Raw genomic sequence first — 16619 nt, forward strand, 5'->3', positions numbered from 1 at the left:
TGACGTGGCAACAGAAAAAACCAGGAAAGTGTTTTGGTATTCCGCGTGGGGATTGCTGTTTGCAGGTTTGGCCGGCGTGCTGATAAAACAGGCCTTCGAAGAGACACCCGAGCCCAGCAAACCCAGCTACCTCAGCGACCTGATCATACTGACCGCGCGAACGACGGCTCGTAATCGAATGGTCAACGAGGACATAAGGTTCGACCGGGCGGAAGCGGCTAACAGCCACGCGATAAGGTTCTATTACACGCTGGTCAATTACGATACCCAGCCTGATAGCTTTGACTTGGACGCGACATTCTCAGACATCACCCAGGCTATTTGCGCCGCGCAGATGCCAAAAGACTCGTCAATTCTCACACTGGGCGGCACCTTCATTTACATTTTTGGCAGTAAAAACGTAAAAGAGGTTGGGCGATTCGAAATCGACAAGCAGAGTTGTGCTGGCTAACGGTGAAGGGGGCGGATTGATTCGCCCCCCTTTTAATTTTCTGCCGATGCGTCGCCTTAACCCCGCTTCGGCAACTTCCAGTTCGGCCGAATAAAGTGGCAGGTATACCCGTTGGGAATCCGCTCCAGGTAATCCTGATGCTCCGGCTCTGCCTCCCAAAACGGCCCCGCCGGCTCAATCTCCGTCACCACCCGCCCTGGCCATAACTTCGATGCATCCACATCCGCAGCCGTGTCTTCGGCAATGTCACGCTGCTGCTCACTCAGGTAATAGATCGCCGAGCGATAACTCGGCCCAAGATCATTGCCCTGTCGGTTCGGTGTGCTCGGGTCATGGATCTGGAAGAAGAACTCCAGAATCTGCCGATAACTGATTACCGCCGGGTCAAACACGATCTCGATCGCCTCCGCATGGTTGCCATGGTTGCGGTAGGTGGCATTCGGCACATCGCCGCCGGTGTAGCCGACGCGGGTGTGCAGCACGCCGGGGTAGCGACGCAACAGGTCTTGCATGCCCCAGAAGCAGCCGCCGGCGAGGATGGCGGTTTCGGTTGGGTTGGTCATGGTCGGTTCTTCCGCGCAATGGATACAGGCAAGTTATGGGGTTGGGTTGGCAAATACCAAGGGTAAAGGGGGGTACCCAGACGATCGGTTTCAGGTAATGATGCGCGACCAAAATCAAGGAAGATAACAACAATGAAAACCGCCTTGCGCGCCCTGCTTGTGTTTTGCCTGACCACGCCCGCCCTCGCGGCCGAAAGCCCTGTCGGCTTCAAGACCACCACCCTGCCCGACGCGCAGACCAGCCGCCCGCTGGAAATGGTGGTCTGGTATCCCGCTGCTGCAACCACCGCAAAACCCCAGCTGATCGCCGACAACGGGGTGTTCATCGGCGCCCTCGCTGTGACAGATGCACCACCGGCTGCCGGTGAGCATCCTTTGGTCGTGCTCTCCCACGGCTACGGCGGTAATTGGGGCAAACAGGTGTGGTTGGCCAGTGCCTTGGCGCACAAAGGATACATCGTAGCGGCAGTCAACCACCCTGGCACCACCACCAAAGATCGCAGCCCGCAGGCCGCCGCTCAACTATGGAAACGCCCGGCCGACCTGAGCCGTGCCATTGATGCGGTCCTGGCCCAGCCCAAGCAATTTGGCGCGGTGGCGAAAAACCGGATTGCCGCCGTCGGCCACTCCCTCGGCGGTTGGACCGTGCTTGAGATTGCCGGCGCGCGTTTCGATCCCGATCTGTTCACCCAAGCCTGCGACGCACACCCGAAGCTCGGCGGCTGCATGGGTTACCACGAGATGAACCCCGCCGGCACACCCGAAGGCAAAGTCCAGTTGGCCGCTGACTTGAGCGACAAACGCGTCACCGCCATTGTGTCCCTGGACCTGGGCCTCGCGCCCGGCTTCACCGACGCCAGTCTGGCCACACTTTCCGTACCGGCGCTGGTGATCGCGGGTGGCGTGCCCACGGAAGATATGGACCCTAACCTGGAGTCCGCCGCGCTGGTCAAGCGCCTGCCCAAAGCCTCGACCCAGTACGTGGAGATCGGCGACGCCACTCACTTCACGTTCATGTCGATCTGCAAGCCGGGCGGCATGGAGCTGATTGAAGAAAGTTCGCCGGGCGATGGCATGATTTGCCGGGATGGAGAAGGGGCTCGGCCAAGGGCAGAGATCCAACAACAGGTGGTAGGACTGATGACTGCGTTTTTGCAGCAATCGTTCAGCCATTGATCAACTGAATCACCCATGGAGCGCAACATGCAAGAAAGCCAAGAGTTGAGAGGGTTACGAGGCTGGCTCGTGCTCATTGTAATAGGCCTGGTCATCTCGATTTCCCGCACGGCCTATAGCCTGCTTGCGGTGCATTACCCTATTTTTGCGGATGGCTCCTTTACCCTGCTGTCGACGCCTGGGACTGAGTTGTACAACCCGTTGTGGGCGCCGATTCTGGTGTCGGAAGCGCTGATTAATGTGTTGTTTGTCGCTACCTACGCGTACCTCATTTACCTCTTCATCACCGAGCACTATCTATTTCCCAAGGTCTATATCGCGACGGTGATTGCTTCGGCGGTGTTCATTCCGCTCGATGCCTGGGTGTGCTCATTAGTGTTCGTAGATGAACCCATCTTCGACGCCAACACGACAAAAGAGCTGGCACGGACATTGATCGCCTTGTTCATATGGGTGCCTTACATGCTGGTCTCCAGACGGGTAAAGGCAACGTTTGTCATGCATAAGCCGCAGAGCGCTGACGCGCACACGGCCGTCGGCTCTTGAGTACGCATGGCTAACCCCAAGGACACCGCCTTCGCCTATCAAGCGGTGTACCGCTACCTCGTCGAGTTGATCGAGGCCGGCCCCGTGCAAAGCGAGCAAAAACTACCGTCCCTGCGCCAATTGGCGCAGCGCCTCGGCGTGTCGGTGTCGACCACCAAATACGCCTATTCGTTGCTGGAGGATGAGGGACGGATCTACGCCCGGCCCAAGCTCGGTTATTTCACGCGGTTGATACCCGCGCCTTTATCGACTGAACGCTCATCCAACCTGCTCGACCAGGTCTTCGCCAACTCCCGCCAACCGGGCATGCTGGCCCTGAGCGCCGACGTCCCGGCCATCCTGCTATCGCTGGAAAACCCGCTGCTGATGATCGAGCGCGAACTGGCCCGCCACTACCCGCGCGCCCTGACACCGCAGTACCTGCCCTTCGGCGAGCCCGAGTTGCGCGCGGCATTGGCTGAACGCTACACCTGTTCCACGGGCAACTACTGGCAGGCCGATCAGGTGTATATCGGTGCGGACCTGCACAGTGTGTTGGAGCTGGCGCTCAACGCCCTGGACCTGGCAGGCAGCGTGGCGCTGGTAGAGTCGCCGTGTTCGTGGGCGATCCTGCGCCAGTTGCAGGCGGCGAACATCCGGGTGATCGAACTGAACCTGGACGACGACGGTCGTTTCGACCTGCTGGCCTTGAATGAACTGCTCGAACATACGCCCGTCCGCCTGGCAGTGCTGTCATCCACTGTGAACATTCCCCACGGCAGCCGCATGCCCGCCGAGGATAAGCAGCAGGTCTGCCGGTGGCTGGCGGAGCGGGCTATCTGGTTGTTCGAAAACGATACGTACGGCGACTTGTATTTCGCGCCCCAACCGGCGCGCTATCGCGACTTTGCCGACCCACAGAAGCTGCTGGTGCTCTCGACCTTCGACAAGGTGATCGGCTCGGAAGCCCCCTATGGTTATGTGCTGTGCCGTGGATGTGGGCCGCAGTTGCAGCGTTTGTTCCTGGAGCGGGCGTTTCGCCTCTCACCGATCCGTCAAAAAGCGATCGCCAAGCTCTACACCTCCAAACGCATCGACGCGCACCTGCACAAGCTGCGGGCCTTGCTGCACGAGTGCATGATCCGCATGAAAAACCTGCTGGACGAATACGCCCAGGACGCCTTTGAGGTCATGACTGCGCAAGGCGGCGCGTGCTTCTGGCTTGCGGCGACGCACCCGGTCGACATGCGCCAGGTGCTCGAACGCTTGCTGGCCGAGCGCATCGTCATAGCCCCCGGTGAACTGTTCAGCCAGCAAGGCAGCTGGAAACAGCACCTGCGCCTGAGCTTCACCCTCGATTGGAGCAAGGATATCGCCCAGGCCGTGGAGCAGTTGTCGCGCGCGGTTCGTCAGAGCCCGTAGCAGTGCCGTGCCTCTGGGAAGCGGCCGTGGCGAACGTCTTCGGCAAACCGCTCGCAGGCGTCGCGGATCACTGCCCCCACATCCGCGTACTGTTTGACGAAGCGCGGCAGGTGTTCACCGCCCAGGCCCAGCACATCTTCAGTGACCAGCACTTGGCCGTCGCAGGCCGGTGATGCGCCGATGCCGATGGTCGGCATTTTCGAATCGAGAGTGATCTGACGGGCCACGCCTTCAGCCACGCCTTCGAGCAACAGGCTGAACGCCCCCGCCTGCAGATTGGCCCGTGCGTCCTCGGCAATCCGCGCGCCGGCTTCAGCGGTGAGGCCCTGGGCCTTGAAGCCGCCCATCACGTTGACGAATTGCGGCATCAGTCCTATATGGGCCATCACCGGAATACCCCGCGCCACCAGGAATTCGACAGTGCCGGCCAAGGCCTGGTTGGCCTCCAGCTTCACGGCATCGCAGCCCGTGCGCGCCAGCACCTGGGCGCAATTGCGAAAGGCCTGCTCGTTGGATTCCTGATAACTGCCAAACGGCATGTCGGCAATGACACACGCCAGACGTGTGCTGTCGACCACGGCGCGGGTGTGGCCGATGATTTCTTCAAGCTGCATGCTCAAGGTCGAAGGCCGGCCATAACCGACCATGGCCGTGGAATCGCCGATCAGGATGAAATCGACCAACGGATCGATCAGCTTGGCGATGGCACTGGAGTAAGCCGTCAGAGAGACGATTTTCTGCTGCCCTTTCATGGCAACCAATTGTGGGACGGTCAGGCGTTTAGTGCGGGTGTGGAGGCTCATCTGGTGACTTCCGTTGTGCGGTGGAGCACCCGATTATTGGCGAAAGGACAGGCGATTCAATGCACAGATCGGCGCTAAAAAGCGACCCAGTGAGCGAAGCTGGTATCATCCCGAGCCTGAATAACCCGGGTAGAACGACATGAACCGCCAGAAAAAACTCCAGCAGCTCTTCAAGGAAAAAGCCAGGAAGGCCAACGCGAAATTGGCGCCGAAGAAAAAGGATAAATACATCAGCAAGGCGGACCGCGAAAAGCTGGCGGCTGAAGCGGCTCAGGCGCCAGACAGTGCCCCGGAAAGCTGATTCAGCAACCGCTCAATGCCACCTGCGGCCGCTCACCCGCAAAGAAAAACGGTCGCAGGCGCACACCCACGCTGTTGCCAATGAACGCCGCCACCAGCCATACCCAGCCATGCAGGCTGCCTGAGGCGATGCCGCTGAAGTACGCGCCGATGTTACAGCCGTACGCCAGGCGCGAACCGTAGCCGAGCAGCAGGCCGCCGATCACCGCAGCCACCAGTGAGCGCGCCGGAATCTTCAGGCTGGGGGCGAAACGCCCGGCCAGGCCGGCGGCCAACAACGCGCCGAGGATGATGCCGATATCCATCACGCTGGTGATGTCTTCCCACACCGGTGCAGCCAGGGCCTTGGCGTTGCCCGGCATCTGCCAGAACGCCCAGCTGGCTACGTCCACACCCAAGCCACTGGCGACCTTGGCGCCCCACAGCGCAAACGCCGAGGTAATGCCCCATGGTCGACCCGCCAATGCGAGGGTGGCGTAGTTGAGCAAAGCCAGGCCGATGGCGCCCCACACCAATGGCCACGGTCCGCGCAGGAAGCGGCGCAGGCCTTGGTGCTCGCTTTTCACGCCCTCCTCCAATTGACCATGACGGCGCTTCTCCAGGCGCACGGTCACCCGCGCAATGATCGCGAACACCGCCAGGCTCAGGCCCATCGCCGGCACCACGCCGAAGCTCTTGACGATGGACACCGCCGGGAAGGCCGGCAGCGCAAACCACCAGTCCACGTGGTGCGTGGCGATCAGCGAACCACAGATAAAGAAGAACAACGTCACCAGCATGCGCGCATTGCCGCCGCCCACAGTGAACAGCGTGCCCGACGCACACCCGCCGCCCAACTGCATGCCGATGCCAAAGATGAACGCCCCAAACACCACCGACACCCCGGCCGGCGCCACCAGCCCGACCACCGGCTGCCCGAACAAACTGCCCGCCCCCAACGCCGGGAAGAACAACAGCACCGCGATCGCCAGCATCACCATCTGCGCACGCAAACCGGCGCCACGGCGATCATTGATGAACACGCGCCAGGCCGAGGTAAACCCAAAGGCGGCGTGGTAGAGGGTCAAGCCCAGTGCCGCGCCAACCACCAGTAACAGCACCTGGTGCGAGCCGACGCTGTTTTGCAGGAACAAGGCGCCCAGCACCAGGAGGATAAAGGCCACCAACGGCGCAATAGGCTTGCGCGCGGGAGCGAGAGGAACAGAGGTGCTCATGGGGTATCTCGGTAGGTTTGAATGGGCGCGAGTATAAACCCCAACCCAAGATATTGTGGTGAGCGGGCTTGTTGTGGTGAGCGGGCTTGCCCCGCGCTGGGCTGCGAAGCGGCCCCATTAAAAACACCGAGCATCGTCAGTTAAACCGAGTCGCCAGAATTTAGGGCCGCTTCGCAGCCCAGCGCGGGACAAGCCCGCTCACCACAAAAAATCTATATGCCATTGGAAAAAGAGGCTTGGTCAGGTCCGCCCCACCGACCCCGACACCGGAAGATCCCCCAACAACCTGAGCCCGGTGCTCTTCACAAACGTCTCGTAATCCATCGGTTTTTGAATGCGCGTCTCGGCATTGGGCAGCACATACGCCCAGGCACGTTTGCTGGAGGCGTCGTACACCAGCTTGAACAGGCGCGTCGGCACCCAGACCTTGTTGTCCCCGATGGTGCCGTAGCCAGCATCGAACAACGGGCCGGTGAACACATACACATCGCCGCCAGCACGCTTGGCGAACTTGCGCACGTCGGCCTCGACCTTGCTCCAGATCTTGCGGTTGTTGGTCGGGTCTTGCGGCACCATGTTCGACAGCGCGAACGACTGGGCCATGGCGTGGGCGTCAGGCGCATCAGCGGCCGGAGCCTGGTGGCCGCGGTCCACCGCCGGATGCTGGCTGCGGTAGTCACTCAACTCCGCGCGCCCCGCCTTGGGGATGCGTGGGTCGGGATAGAACTGGTTGGTGCGTTCCTCGCCTTTGGCGTCTTTCAACTGCGCGGCGTTCAGACGTTCGACCACCACCAGCGGCGTCTTGCTGGTTTGCGAGTACAGCACCGCAAAGGTGTCGGAGCATAGCGCCAGAGGCTTCATCGATGCCGGGACGGTGGCGGTTTTGATCGGCGTGGTGGCGGGGAAAAGTTGCGCGCAACCTTCAAACGAACTGCGTTGCTGCGCGGGGGAATAGGGATTGGCCAGGCTGCGAGCGTCGACAGCGGCGCAAAGCAAAACAAGGGCCGACAGCCCGACTGCAATGTTGCGTAGGTACATGCGTTAGATCTTATGGTGAGGGTGAAACGGACGACAGGCTCCGAGGCGCTGAGCCGACAGACGCACGACCTCAGGCGATCGGGCGGAGCTTATGGACCCTCATAAGCCAATTTGGTGCCGCGCGCTCGCCCCGTTATGCCAATAGCGGCAGCATCACCACAAACTCGCTGCCCTTGCCGTGGCCCTCACTCACGCCCGTCACCGTGCCGCCGTGGGCTTCCACCAGTTCGCGCACGACGGTCAAGCCAATACCCAGGCCAGCACTGTTGAAACCGATAGCGTGTGCGTCTTGCACGTAAGGATCAAAAATGAACGGCAAAGCCTTGGCGGTCACACCGATGCCGTTGTCACAAATGCTGATCCTCAGCTGCTCGGCCTCGACGGTGACAACCATCGAGATTTTGCCACCCGCTTGGGTGTACTTGGCTGCGTTACCCAGCAAGTTGTGCAGTATCTGCGCAAGCCTCACCGGGTCGCCGTTCATCAGCAGGCTAGCGTCGGGAAGCGCCACATCAAATTGCTGGTTACGCGCGATCATCACTGGACTACAGGTATCGACAGCAGCATTGAGGATGCGCAGCATGTCCACCTCACGGCAGTGGATGCGCAGCTTGCCGGTGCTGGCGCGCGACACATCCAGCAGGTCGTCGACCAGCTGGGATATATGCTGAACCTGGCCTTCGATCAACTCACGCATGCGCGGCAGTTGGTCGCTGGGCAACCTGACCATGCGCTCGGCGATCATGCTGATGGGTGTCAGCGGGTTGCGCAGTTCATGGGCCACCATCGCCAGGATACTTTTCTGCTGGCCCAGCGCACGTTCGGCGGTGCCCTGAAGGTCCTGAGCGCTGAGCGCGGCGATTACCAACTGCGCATTCGCTTCGCGCAGTTCCTGGAACAGCTGCTGCTCTTCGGCCTGAGGCGCCGCAGTCGCATCGGATTGCGCAAGGAGTATTGCCAGCACCAACTGCTGATTGGCTTCGATCAGTTGTTCGACGTGCTGAGCGTCCTCCAGACGATTGTTCGCGTCGCTCAACTGGTCCTGCAGCGCAGCCAACACGGCGCGGGCTTTAACGGTTTTGCGACCGAGCAGGAAGAGTTCGTGGGCCGCATTGGCGACCCTGCGCTCGTCTTCTCCGGCGCCGTTATTCATACGTCAGCTCAAACATTGTCACTCCCTGTGCGCCGGGTAGTCGGGCGACCACCCAGCAGCCCCTCCTGATCAGGCAGCATCTCGCCGATCTGCAGGCCATCGTCATTGATGTGGTATTGGCGCAACTCATCGCAGTGAGCACTGGCGCGCACCTTGACCACGGCCATGATGCGCAACAATCGGCTGCGTACTTCGATGTAGCGCTGCACGATGATCGCATCGGTCAGGAACGCCGTGCCGTAGGGACTGAAGCGCAGATCGGTGTAGCGGTCTTCCAGTTCCGAGGTCATCAACACGCTGACGCCGGCGCGGGTCAACGCGGTGACCATGCGTGACAACGACTCACGGAAGTCCGCGCGGAACGTCGGCGCGAGGGCCAGCTCAAAGCCCGACAGCGAATCGATGACCACCCGCGTGGCACTCAAGCGGGTGATTTCGCTGAGGAGCAAGTGAACAATTTCGTCAATCGACAGGTCAGGCGCCCGACTGTCTACCAAACCGACCTTCCCGCTTGCGATCAAATCGGCCAGCACCGCGTTTTGCGAGTGGTTGGGGCGTTGCTCAAACACCGCGATAACCCCGGTTTCGCCACTGCGCGCGCCCTCGGCCAGGAAAGTCGCCGCCAAAACGCTTTTACCCGACCCCGAAGGCCCTGCAACCAGCAGTGAATAACCCCGTGGCAATCCGCCGCCGAGCATCTCGTCAAGGCGCGGCACGCCCATTTTCAGGCGCTGCACAGGCAGTGTCATCGGTTTATCGACCGGGTTCAGCGCGGCCGGCGCAAAAACCTTGATGCCGGAACTGGCGATACGGAAGGTGTGCAGCCCCGGCAAAGTCGGTTGGCCGCGCATTTTCATGATTTCCAGCTTGCGCACCATCGAATTGCGTTCAACGCTCTGGCGCATCCAGATCAGCCCATCGGCCACGGTGAAAATCGGGTTGGTGTCGGTCTCGGTGAAATACTCGCCAATCAGGAATGTGGTCGCCTGCCAGGTGGTCATCAACATGCCCAGTTGTTGAACGAACTGCGGCAGGTTGTTATTGGGATTGTGCTGGGTCTGGCTGGCCATCACCACCGAGCGGAAGGAGTCGACAAACACCAGCGACGGCGAGTGCGCCTCCACTTCGCTGACAATGCGCCGCAGCACTTCATCCAGGTCTCCGGCCAGGGTGTCGTCGGCCAAGTTGATGTAGCGGATCGACTGGTTGATCGCTTCGTCGTCGAAAAAGTCGAACTGCTGCTGATAACGCAGCATCTTCAGCGGCGGCTCGCCCAGCACCGTGAAAAACAGCGCGGGACGTTCGGGTGTCGCCAGGGCAAACATCATCTGATGCGCCAGGGTGGTCTTGCCACAGCCGGGCGGGCCGGCGATCAGGTTGAACGAAAACTCCGGCAAACCTCCGCCCAGCACCTCGTCCAGACCTGGCACGCCGGTAGCCAGGCGGTTGATAGTTACTTTGGTGCTCATGGCGAATTTTCCTGCGAAGGGGTGTCGCTCAAAGAAGGTGCCCACACGTCGCGCAATAAACGGGCGGTCAGCGAGGGTCCGATCAGCGTGGTGAGCAAGGTGTAGAAGGTGGTCAGCAGCACCTCACCGAAAAACAGCGCATCGGCTTCACTTTGCTCAAGCAATACGACCTTGAGGCCGTCACGGTCGGGCGTTGCCTGCAAATGCTCGTAAGTACCGGCCAAGCGGGCATGGGACGAGGCACTGAGGTGCAGGCTGCGGCGCAACAGTGCGACACAGCCTTGCTGCCCGATAATGGGCGTGAGTGCTGCGTCCATGTCCTGCAATATCGAAATGATCGCGTCGGCGATGCCTGCAATATCAGCGGTGGGACCAACACGGTGCGCCAGAGAAGCTACGATCTGGCGGCTCTCTTCGCTTAGCGTGGACATGAAGGGCTAATATCCGATGAATTGAGACCCAGCCTACACCTTATGGCGCCCAACCGAGGGTTTAATGTGCCACGACTGCCGCACCCGCCCGTTGCCCGGGCTTGAAGCCATGCTCGCGCGCCGCCCACGCGATCACCAGCGCCACTCCGATCAACACCAGCATTGCCCACGGAAACGACGCCACGCCCCAGGTGTCCAGCAACACCCCGCCGACCACACCGCTGCCGGCAATCGCGCTGTTCCACGCCACCACATTCAGCGACAGGGCCACGTCCGCGCCGTCCCCCGCTGCATCGGCCAAGGCGGTCTGCAGCAAAGTCGCGGCGCCGCCGAAACTCAGGCCCCACACCGCTACGCCGACATAGATCACCTCAGGTACATTCCCCAGGAAGCCGAACACCAGGCTTATCGCCGCAAAGGACACCAAACTCACCAGCACGGTTTTACGCAGCAGCGGCTCGACCAATTTGGCCGTAAGCCAGATCCCTGCCAACGCGGCGACCCCGAACACCAACAGCACCAAGTCGACTCGGTCGGTCAAACCGGCAGGCAGCACGAACGGCGCAATGTAGGTGTAGAGCATGTTGTGCGCCAGCATCCAGCTGATCACCACCGCCAGCACCGGCCGTACGCCCGGTGTGGTCAACACCTTGCCCAAGGACAGGCGTTGATGTGCGGGTTGAGGCGCGTAGTCCGGGACTTTCACCAACACCCACGCAATCAGCACCAGGCTCACCGCCGACATCAAGCCAAAGGTCGTGCGCCAGCCCACCAGTCCACCCAGCCACGTACCCAACGGCACACCCAACGACAAAGCAATCGGCGTACCGACCATCGCCAGTGCCAGTGCCCTGCCCTGTTGGTGCGGCGCAACCATGCGCCGGGCGTAACCGGCCAGCAGGCTCCAGGCCAACCCCGCCGCCACACCGGCAAAGAACCGCGCCACCAGGGTCACGCCGTAGTGAGACGACAACGCGGTGATGGAGTTGAACAGCAAAAAGCCGACGATGGTCAGCAACAACACATTGCGCCGCCGCCAGCCACGGGTGGCGATGGTCATGGGAATCACCGCCAGCACCGAGCCCAAGGCATAGGCCGTGACCATCTGCCCGGCCATCGACGGCGAAATCGCCAGCCCCTCGCTGATCAACGGCAACAGGCCCGCCGGTAGCGTTTCGGTGACGATGCAGATGAAGCCGGTCATGGCCAGGGCAAGCAAAGCACCGATGGGCAAACGGTCGGATGACGCCGGTAACGTAAGTGAGGGGGTCACGGGAAACTCCTTGAGCGGGACTTAGATACTGATCGATATAGATGTTGCAGGCGAGCGTCGCGCGTTGTCAACGACTTATGTATCGACTAGTATTTATCTCGCTATCCACCGGAGACCAGACATGGCACAGATGGGCCGCCCCCGCACTTTCGACCGCGAACACGCCGTAGACCAGGCGTTGCACCTGTTCTGGCAGCACGGCTACGACGCCACCTCCCTCGCCCAGCTCAAGGCCGGCTTGGGTGGCGGTATTTCCGCGCCGAGTTTTTATGCGGCGTTCGGCTCCAAAGAGGCGTTGTTCGATGAATGCGTGCAGCGTTATCTGGCAACCTACGCCCAGGTCACCGAGTGCCTGTGGGACGAAAGCCTGTTACCGCGCAAGGCGGTTGAAACAGCGCTGCGCCAGTCGGCGCGCATGCAGTGCGAAGACGGCCACCCCAAGGGCTGCATGGTAGCGCTGGGGGTGATGAGCGCACCGAGCCCGGAGAATGCGCGGGTGGCGGGTGGGTTGACGCAGTCGCGACGACGCACCAGTGCGGGGATTGTGGCGTGTGTGGAGCGGGCGATGCGCCTGGGGCAGTTGCCGCAAACGCTCAACCCGACCGTGATGGCGACGGTGTTTGACAGCTTCCTGCAGGGCATTTCGATCCTGGCGCGGGACAATGTGCCCCATGCAACCATCGACGCAGCGATCAGCCAACTGCTGTTGACCTGGGATATCGCCGCCTCTACGGCGCCGCCCATTCGTCCCGACACTGCATCAGGAAATCCACAAACGCCCGTACCCGATGCGGCACATAGCGCCCATGGGGATACAACAAGGTAAACGGCCGCGAGCGCCCGCCAAACGGTTGCAACACCTCCACCAGGCTGCCAGTGGCCACTTCCTGCTCGACAATGAACTTGTAGGTCTGGAACAACCCCGCGCCATGCTTGGCCAGGGTCACGCCGCCAAGTACATCGTCGGAGCAACTGTACCCCGCCTCCCCTGCATATTCCTGAGGCTTGCCATCCACCTGGAATAACCATGGGATGCGCCGGCCACTGCTCGGCAGTTCGTACTGGATGCATTCATGGGCAGGCAAATCTTCCAACGTCTGTGGGATGCCGGCGCGCTTCAGGTAGGACGGTGACGCCACTACCACCAATTCGCCGTCTTCCAACAGGCGGGCAATCAGCGACGAGTCCGGCTGGGCGCGCACGCGAATGGCCAGGTCATACCCTTCGGCGACAAAGTCGATATTGCGGTTACTGATGTGGATATCCACCGTGACTTGTGGGTACAGCGCACGAAACTTCGGCAGCAGCGGCAACAAGCGGTGATGGGCATAGGTGGTAGGAATGCTGATGCGCAGCAGGCCCGACGGCACGGCCTGTGCGCCCATCACTTCCTGCTGGGCTTCCACCAGTTGGGTCAGGGCCTGGCGGCATTGCTCGAAGAACGTCCGGCCGCTGTCGGTGAGACGGATGCTGCGGGTGGTGCGCACAAACAGGCGTGAACCCAGGCGCTCTTCCAGGCGCGAGATGCTGCGGCTCACGGCAGCCGGGGTGACACCCGCCACCTGCGCGGCGGCGGTGAAGCTGCTGGCTTCGGCGGCGAGGCAGAAGAGTTCGATACTGCCGAGCTGCAAATCTTCGAAATGGCGTTTCATGATCGCTCCCTGGAACAACAGCCGCGAGAAATTGCAGCACGCCTGTACCAGTTGCGCCACCTCTTGATTCAACCCGTATTGCCTGCGCGTTAGCGAGGGTCTTACGAATAAAGGCGCTCCTTAGAGCGCCTTTATTCATTTCAACTCACTGCTCGCCAATGGATTTCACATCAGCCTTGGCAGCGCCACCAATCGCAATGCGTTTAGGCTTGGCTTCCTCCGGTACTACCCTGAGCAAGTCGATGCTCAGTAAACCATTGGAAAGCTGCGCGCCTTGCACCTCGATGTGGTCGACCAGGCGGAACGACAGACGGAACGCGCGCTGGGCGATGCCTTGGTGCAGGTAGGTGATGCCCTCGTTGTGTTCACGTTTGCCGCCGGCGACCGTCAACACGCCCTTTTCCACCTGGATTTCCAGGTCATCTTCCACCAGGCCTGCTGCTGCGATGACGATTCGGTAGTGGTCATCGCCATGCTTTTCGACGTTGTGGGGTGGATAGGTGGTACCGGCCTCGCTGCGAAGCGCCGATTCGAAAAGGTCGTTGAAACGGTCAAAGCCGACAGAATGGCGGAACAGTGGGGCCAACGAAAGAGTAGTAGCCATTGCAAAATCTCCTGAGGTTTCTCCAAGTGATTTGGTACGCGACCCGGATTCGGCATCGCGTAAAACCTAAATAGGTTCAGGCGATAAATTTTCAAGCGGCACCCACAAAAAATTTTATCCGGTGCACGGGGGCCTGAGGAAATGCGGTGTGTGCGCGACCACCTTGCCCATGAAGTCCAAGGTGGCTGCAGGCCCACGCCACCGACGATGCCCCGCTTGAACGGCAACTGGCGCGTCGGGCCGTCGGCCAGGGTGGCGAACTCGGCATAGATCTGGTTAAAGCCTGCATCGCTGCAGGCTTTTCTTTATTCGCTGCCCCGTCATGAGAAGGGCTAACGATTCAGTGAAATCAATTCATTTTCACTCAAGCAATCGCCCAGCCTAGAATGTTTGTTAATTAAAGACACTGTAAAGACCTCTGAGTGAAAACCAGATGAGACGTTCTTTCAGGTTTATCTCAGACATCAGGGTGCCAGGGTAATGAGCAAAGCATTCACGTTCAGCATTAAGCGAATTCGTTTCGACGAAAACTATCAACCGTCCGAAAACACGCGCATCACGACCAACTTTGCCAATTTGGCGAGAGGCAAAAGTCGTCAAGAGAACCTGCGCAATACGTTGAGGATGATTGACAACCGCTTTAATACCCTGGCGCATTGGGACAACCCCAAAGGTGATCGTTACACCGTCGAACTTGAAATCATTTCTGTTGAGATGGCTATCGATGCGGGCAGCCGTACCAACGCCATCCCCCTGATTGAAATATTGAAATCGAACATTATTGATCACACGACCAACGAGCGTATTGAAGGCATTGTAGGCAATAACTTCTCCTCTTACGTGCGTGACTATGACTTTAGCGTGGTGTTGTTGGGGCACAACAAGGATCAGCCACAATTCAGCACGCCGGAGAACTTTGGCGAGCTGCACGGAAAGCTATTCAAATGCTTCGTCAACTCAGACGCCTACAAGGAAAACTTCAATAAACCGCCGGTTATCTGCCTGAGCGTTTCAAACACCAAAACCTACCACCGGACCGAGAACCAGCATCCTGTTTTGGGCATTGAATACCAGCAGGATGAATACTCGTTAACGGATGAATATTTCAAGAAGATGGGGTTGAAGGTTCGCTACTTCATGCCGTCCAACAGCGTTGCGCCATTGGCATTTTATTTTTCTGGCGATTTGCTCAGTGATTACACCCCTCTTGAGCTGATCAGTACCATCAGCACCATGGACACGTTCCAAAAGATTTACCGGCCTGAAATCTACAACGCTAACTCGGCAGCCGGACAATCCTACCAACCTAGTTTGAAGCATCAGGACTATTCGTTAACCCTGATTGTTTATGACCGAGAAGAACGTAGCCGGCTGGCTATCGAGCAAGGAAAGTTTGTCGAAGAGAACTTCATCAAACCCTACCACGCTGTTCTTGAGCAGTGGTCCGCTCATTGCGCGCTTTGACTTATCAGAATACAAGGTCACCCATCGTGAAAAAATTACTACCCACTTCAACTGCGGGCAGCCTGCCTAAACCCGTTTGGCTTGCCCAACCTGAAACGCTTTGGTCACCCTGGAAACTGCAAGACGAGGCACTGGTTGAAGGCAAACACGATGCTTTGCGTTTGTCGTTGCAAGAACAACAACACGCCGGCATTGACATCGTCAGCGATGGCGAACAAACACGCCAACACTTCGTCACGACCTTCATTGAACACTTGGACGGCGTTGACTTTGAGAAACGTGAAACCGTCCGGATTCGTGATCGCTATGATGCAAGCGTCCCCACGGTCGTGGGCGCAGTGTCTCGCCAAAAGCCTGTGTTTGTTGAGGACGCCAAGTTCTTGCGCCAACAAACCAGGCAGCCGATAAAGTGGGCGCTGCCAGGCCCCATGACGATGATCGACACGCTGTATGACAACCACTATAAAAGTCGCGAAAAGCTGGCGTGGGAATTTGCCAAGATTCTCAATCAGGAAGCCAGGGAACTGGAGGCGGCGGGTGTCGACATTATCCAGTTTGACGAGCCGGCCTTTAACGTCTTCTTTGACGAGGTGAATGATTGGGGAGTGGCCACCCTGGAAAGGGCCATTGAAGGCCTCAAATGTGAAACGGCTGTGCATATTTGCTATGGCTATGGCATCAAGGCCAATACCGATTGGAAGAAGACGCTGGGTTCAGAGTGGCGACAGTACGAAGAAGCCTTTCCAAAGCTGCAAAAATCCAGCATCGATATCATCTCGTTGGAATGTCACAACTCCCATGTCCCCATGGATTTGATCGAACTGATTCGCGGCAAAAAAGTCATGGTAGGGGCCATTGATGTGGCCAACCACACCATTGAAACGCCCGAGGAAGTCGCCAACACCCTCCGCAAAGCGCTGCAATTTGTGGACGCCGACAAGCTCTACCCTTGCACCAACTGTGGCATGGCCCCGCTGCCTCGCCAGGTAGCCAGAGGCAAGCTGAATGCACTGAGTGCAGGTGCGGAAATCGTTCGAAGAGAGCTCTCGAACTAGTGCCGGGCGAAGGCCAGAAAGAGCGC

The 16619-nt window shown here is 59.5% G+C and carries 18 protein-coding genes; 8 read left to right on the forward strand and 10 right to left on the reverse strand.

Translation table 11 applies throughout. The features are described from left to right. The first annotated feature begins 4 nt into the window (after positions 1–4). The gene (locus tag ACP7C6_RS03865; protein WP_426108284.1) at positions 5–451 is read left to right on the forward strand and encodes a hypothetical protein; all 447 of its coding nucleotides are present in this window, start codon (positions 5–7) and stop codon (positions 449–451) included. Positions 452–507: 56 nt separating this feature from the next. Here ACP7C6_RS03865 and msrA read toward each other — a convergent pair whose 3' ends face one another. Then, positions 508–1014 (reverse strand): peptide-methionine (S)-S-oxide reductase MsrA, encoded by a 507-nt coding sequence (gene msrA / locus ACP7C6_RS03870; RefSeq protein ID WP_028617199.1) that lies wholly within the window; start codon positions 1012–1014, stop codon positions 508–510. A gap of 132 nt (positions 1015–1146) precedes the next feature. Between msrA and ACP7C6_RS03875 the strand changes: the two genes are divergently transcribed. From ACP7C6_RS03875 to ACP7C6_RS03885, 3 genes are read left to right on the forward strand one after another with little or no spacing between them, the layout of a single operon-like run. Next, positions 1147–2190 carry an alpha/beta hydrolase family protein gene (locus tag ACP7C6_RS03875; protein ID WP_426108285.1) on the forward strand — a complete coding sequence of 348 codons (1044 nt, stop codon included), beginning with the start codon at positions 1147–1149 and terminating at the stop codon, positions 2188–2190. 27 nt (positions 2191–2217) lie between these two features. Continuing rightward, complete coding sequence (locus tag ACP7C6_RS03880) at positions 2218–2736, forward strand: DUF2569 domain-containing protein (protein WP_028617201.1); 519 nt, start codon at positions 2218–2220, stop codon at positions 2734–2736. A 6-nt stretch (positions 2737–2742) separates the two neighbouring features. Further along, a complete protein-coding gene (locus tag ACP7C6_RS03885; RefSeq protein WP_426108286.1) occupies positions 2743–4137 on the forward strand; it encodes a PLP-dependent aminotransferase family protein in 1395 nt (464 codons plus the stop codon). Here ACP7C6_RS03885 and panB read toward each other — a convergent pair. Next, complete coding sequence (gene panB, locus ACP7C6_RS03890) at positions 4125–4940, reverse strand: 3-methyl-2-oxobutanoate hydroxymethyltransferase (protein WP_028617203.1); 816 nt, start codon at positions 4938–4940, stop codon at positions 4125–4127. The genes ACP7C6_RS03885 and panB overlap by 13 nt on opposite strands. 139 nt (positions 4941–5079) lie before the next feature. On the opposite strand from panB, the gene ACP7C6_RS03895 reads away from it, so the two are divergent. Continuing rightward, positions 5080–5241, forward strand: a complete 162-nt coding sequence (locus tag ACP7C6_RS03895) for a DUF2986 domain-containing protein (protein WP_068932091.1) — start codon at positions 5080–5082, stop codon at positions 5239–5241. Position 5242: 1 nt separating this feature from the next. On the opposite strand, the gene ACP7C6_RS03900 is transcribed toward ACP7C6_RS03895, so the two are convergent. From ACP7C6_RS03900 to ACP7C6_RS03925, 6 genes are all read right to left on the reverse strand, one after another. Beyond that, the gene (locus tag ACP7C6_RS03900) at positions 5243–6454 is read right to left on the reverse strand and encodes a YeeE/YedE family protein (protein WP_426108287.1); all 1212 of its coding nucleotides are present in this window, start codon (positions 6452–6454) and stop codon (positions 5243–5245) included. A gap of 240 nt (positions 6455–6694) precedes the next feature. Next, complete coding sequence (locus ACP7C6_RS03905) at positions 6695–7492, reverse strand: DNA/RNA non-specific endonuclease (RefSeq protein ID WP_028617205.1); 798 nt, start codon at positions 7490–7492, stop codon at positions 6695–6697. Between the two features lie 133 nt (positions 7493–7625). Then, positions 7626–8645, reverse strand: a complete 1020-nt coding sequence (locus ACP7C6_RS03910; RefSeq protein ID WP_028617206.1) for a sensor histidine kinase — start codon at positions 8643–8645, stop codon at positions 7626–7628. An 8-nt stretch (positions 8646–8653) separates the two neighbouring features. After that, positions 8654–10114, reverse strand: a complete 1461-nt coding sequence (locus ACP7C6_RS03915; RefSeq protein ID WP_028617207.1) for an ATPase domain-containing protein — start codon at positions 10112–10114, stop codon at positions 8654–8656. Further along, complete coding sequence (locus ACP7C6_RS03920; RefSeq protein WP_028617208.1) at positions 10111–10545, reverse strand: hypothetical protein; 435 nt, start codon at positions 10543–10545, stop codon at positions 10111–10113. Before ACP7C6_RS03920 ends, ACP7C6_RS03915 begins: the two co-directional genes overlap by 4 nt. Before the next feature lie 61 nt (positions 10546–10606). Then, on the reverse strand, positions 10607–11818 hold the full coding sequence (locus tag ACP7C6_RS03925; RefSeq protein WP_323986896.1) for an MFS transporter: 1212 nt from the start codon (positions 11816–11818) through the stop codon (positions 10607–10609). A gap of 121 nt (positions 11819–11939) precedes the next feature. On the opposite strand from ACP7C6_RS03925, the gene ACP7C6_RS03930 reads away from it, so the two are divergent. Beyond that, the gene (locus tag ACP7C6_RS03930; protein WP_236318877.1) at positions 11940–12644 is read left to right on the forward strand and encodes a TetR/AcrR family transcriptional regulator; all 705 of its coding nucleotides are present in this window, start codon (positions 11940–11942) and stop codon (positions 12642–12644) included. Here ACP7C6_RS03930 and ACP7C6_RS03935 read toward each other — a convergent pair. Continuing rightward, positions 12547–13470 (reverse strand): LysR family transcriptional regulator, encoded by a 924-nt coding sequence (locus tag ACP7C6_RS03935; protein WP_236318878.1) that lies wholly within the window; start codon positions 13468–13470, stop codon positions 12547–12549. The two genes, ACP7C6_RS03930 and ACP7C6_RS03935, sit on opposite strands and share 98 nt — an antisense overlap. Before the next feature lie 145 nt (positions 13471–13615). Further along, on the reverse strand, positions 13616–14074 hold the full coding sequence (locus ACP7C6_RS03940; protein WP_028617212.1) for an Hsp20 family protein: 459 nt from the start codon (positions 14072–14074) through the stop codon (positions 13616–13618). Positions 14075–14554: 480 nt separating this feature from the next. Here ACP7C6_RS03940 and ACP7C6_RS03945 point away from each other — a divergent pair, with 480 nt between their 5' ends. Next, positions 14555–15538, forward strand: a complete 984-nt coding sequence (locus tag ACP7C6_RS03945; protein ID WP_122725799.1) for a DUF1852 domain-containing protein — start codon at positions 14555–14557, stop codon at positions 15536–15538. 26 nt (positions 15539–15564) lie between these two features. Continuing rightward, positions 15565–16593: a methionine synthase gene (locus tag ACP7C6_RS03950; RefSeq protein WP_068932097.1), complete on the forward strand. Its 1029-nt coding sequence runs from the start codon at positions 15565–15567 to the stop codon at positions 16591–16593. Positions 16594–16619 lie beyond the last annotated feature (26 nt).

Origin of the sequence: Pseudomonas sp. TWR1-1-4 (assembly GCF_049897165.1) — a bacterium.
Classification (GTDB): domain Bacteria; phylum Pseudomonadota; class Gammaproteobacteria; order Pseudomonadales; family Pseudomonadaceae; genus Aquipseudomonas; species Aquipseudomonas canadensis.

Bases quoted from the DNA above. Each gene is read 5' to 3' on its own strand.
- ACP7C6_RS03930 (WP_236318877.1), top strand. From the start codon at position 11,940: ATGGCACAGATGGGCCGCCCCCGCACTTTCGACCGCGAACACGCCGTA.
- msrA (WP_028617199.1), bottom strand. From the start codon at position 1,014: ATGACCAACCCAACCGAAACCGCCATCCTCGCCGGCGGCTGCTTCTGG.
- ACP7C6_RS03945 (WP_122725799.1), top strand. From the start codon at position 14,555: ATGAGCAAAGCATTCACGTTCAGCATTAAGCGAATTCGTTTCGACGAA.
- ACP7C6_RS03910 (WP_028617206.1), bottom strand. From the start codon at position 8,645: ATGAATAACGGCGCCGGAGAAGACGAGCGCAGGGTCGCCAATGCGGCC.
- ACP7C6_RS03940 (WP_028617212.1), bottom strand. From the start codon at position 14,074: ATGGCTACTACTCTTTCGTTGGCCCCACTGTTCCGCCATTCTGTCGGC.
- panB (WP_028617203.1), bottom strand. From the start codon at position 4,940: ATGAGCCTCCACACCCGCACTAAACGCCTGACCGTCCCACAATTGGTT.
- ACP7C6_RS03880 (WP_028617201.1), top strand. From the start codon at position 2,218: ATGCAAGAAAGCCAAGAGTTGAGAGGGTTACGAGGCTGGCTCGTGCTC.
- ACP7C6_RS03875 (WP_426108285.1), top strand. From the start codon at position 1,147: ATGAAAACCGCCTTGCGCGCCCTGCTTGTGTTTTGCCTGACCACGCCC.
- ACP7C6_RS03920 (WP_028617208.1), bottom strand. From the start codon at position 10,545: ATGTCCACGCTAAGCGAAGAGAGCCGCCAGATCGTAGCTTCTCTGGCG.
- ACP7C6_RS03905 (WP_028617205.1), bottom strand. From the start codon at position 7,492: ATGTACCTACGCAACATTGCAGTCGGGCTGTCGGCCCTTGTTTTGCTT.
- ACP7C6_RS03935 (WP_236318878.1), bottom strand. From the start codon at position 13,470: ATGAAACGCCATTTCGAAGATTTGCAGCTCGGCAGTATCGAACTCTTC.
- ACP7C6_RS03900 (WP_426108287.1), bottom strand. From the start codon at position 6,454: ATGAGCACCTCTGTTCCTCTCGCTCCCGCGCGCAAGCCTATTGCGCCG.
- ACP7C6_RS03885 (WP_426108286.1), top strand. From the start codon at position 2,743: ATGGCTAACCCCAAGGACACCGCCTTCGCCTATCAAGCGGTGTACCGC.
- ACP7C6_RS03915 (WP_028617207.1), bottom strand. From the start codon at position 10,114: ATGAGCACCAAAGTAACTATCAACCGCCTGGCTACCGGCGTGCCAGGT.
- ACP7C6_RS03895 (WP_068932091.1), top strand. From the start codon at position 5,080: ATGAACCGCCAGAAAAAACTCCAGCAGCTCTTCAAGGAAAAAGCCAGG.